The 2,059-nt window shown below is 64.3% G+C and carries 1 protein-coding gene; it reads left to right on the top strand.

Features of this window, described 5'->3' with window-relative positions:
• Positions 1-2,059, top strand: a 2,059-nt coding sequence (locus tag AWC07_RS02540) for a methyltransferase (RefSeq protein WP_139829494.1), incomplete at both ends; no start/stop codon positions are given.

Below are 2,059 nucleotides of genomic sequence, written 5' to 3'. Positions count from 1 at the left end.
GCCAGCGCGCCGTTGCGGGCGGGTTCGGGCGCGGCGCCGATAGGGTCGCCGGTGCAAGGGGCGGCGTTGTTTGTGTTGGATGCCGGGTTGCATCCGGTGCCGGTGGGGGTGGCCGCTGAGTTGTATGTGGCCGGCGCCGGGGTGGGCTATGGGTATGTGGGCCGGGCCGGGTTGACCGCGTCACGGTTTGTGGCGTGTCCGTTCGGGGGTTATGGAACACGGATGTATCGCACCGGGGATGTGGTGCGCTGGCACGCCGATGGGCAGCTGCAGTTCCTGGGCCGCGCCGATGACCAGGTCAAAATACGCGGCTATCGCATCGAACCCGCCGAGATCGAGGCGGTGCTAACCACCCACCCCCACGTCGCCCAAGCCATCGTCGTCACGCACGCCGCCAAGTCTGATCAACAGTTGGTGGCCTATGTGGTCCGCGATCGGCAAGCGGCACTGACCCGCGAGCCCGAACGCGAATCCCGGCTGATCACCCAGTGGCAAAGGGTCTACGACCAGCTGTACTCAGGCTCACTGCAACCAACCACCCCCACCGTACTGGGCGAGGATTTCAGCGGCTGGAACAGCAGCTACACCGGCGCGCCGATCCCGCTGGCGCAGATGCGCCAGTGGCGCCAAGCCACCGTGGACCGCATCAGCGCACTAGCCCCTCAACGGATCCTCGAAATCGGGGTGGGCTCCGGACTGCTGCTGACCCCACTGGCCCCCCACTGTGTCGAATACTGGGCCACCGACTTCTCCGCCCCGACCATCCAGGCTCTACACGACGCGCTGGCCGGCCAACCGTGGGGTGATCGGGTCCGCTTACAGGTGCAACCAGCCGACAACATCGACGGGCTTCCCCACAACCATTTCGACGTCGTGGTCCTCAACTCCGTCATCCAATACTTCCCCAGCGCGGCCTACCTGCTCGACGTGCTCTCAGCAACCATGCGGCTACTCACCCCAGGCGGGGCACTGTTCATCGGCGACGTACGCAACCTGACCCTGCTAACGGCCATGACCACCGCCATCACCTGCACCCAGGACCCAAACGCCCCCGCCGCAGCGATCCGCGAACAGGTAGGCCGCAACCTACTCAGCGAACACGAACTGCTACTGGCACCCGAATTCTTCACCACGCTCACCCGCCACCTCCCCGACATCGCCGCCGTCGACATCCAGCTCAAACAGATGGAATCGGTCAACGAACTCAGCAACTACCGCTACGACGTGGTCCTGCGCAAAGCCCCCGCGGCCGTCCAATCACTAGCCCAAACACCCAGCCACCCCTGGCAACACTGGCAAAGCCTGACCGCACTGGGCCAACACCTCCAAACCGAACACCCCCACGCGCTGCGCATCACCGACGTCCCCCATGCCGGAATATGGACCCACGTCGCCACCACCCACACACTCCACCACGCCGACGACCACACCCCCCTAAGCCACCTGCAACCCCCACCACCCCCCGATGCGGTCCTACCCCACCACTGCCACCAACTAGGCCAGCACCTGGGCTACACCACCACAGTCACCTGGTCACCCACCCCCGGCCTCATCGACATCATCTACACCCACCACACCACCGCAGCAATCACCGACGCCTACCGACCAGCCGAGCCGATCAAACCCATCACCGACTACGCCAACGACCCCGCCACCACCGAACTGAGCACCCAACTACGCCGATACTGCGCCACCCGACTACCCCAATACATGATCCCCACCGCGATCATGATCATCGAATCACTGCCACTGACCATCAACGGCAAACTCGACCGACACGCACTGCCAGCCCCCCACTTCCTCACCACCACCACCTACCAACCCCCCCGAAACCCACGCGAACACACCCTCGCCACACTATTCAGCGAAATCCTCGGCACAGCACGCGTGGGAATCAACGACAGCTTCTTCGACCTCGGCGGACACTCCCTCACCGCAACCAAACTCATCGCCCGGATCCGAACCGAACTCAGCGCAGAAGTCCCCATCCGCGTCATCTTCGAAACCCCCACCATCTCCGCACTAGCCCACTGGATCACCACCCAACCCCAACACCAAC

This window comes from Mycobacterium gastri (genome assembly GCF_002102175.1).
GTDB classification, from domain to species: domain Bacteria; phylum Actinomycetota; class Actinomycetes; order Mycobacteriales; family Mycobacteriaceae; genus Mycobacterium; species Mycobacterium gastri.
Note: the sequence above shows the minus strand (reverse complement) of the source record. Positions and strands in the feature narration are given on the sequence as shown.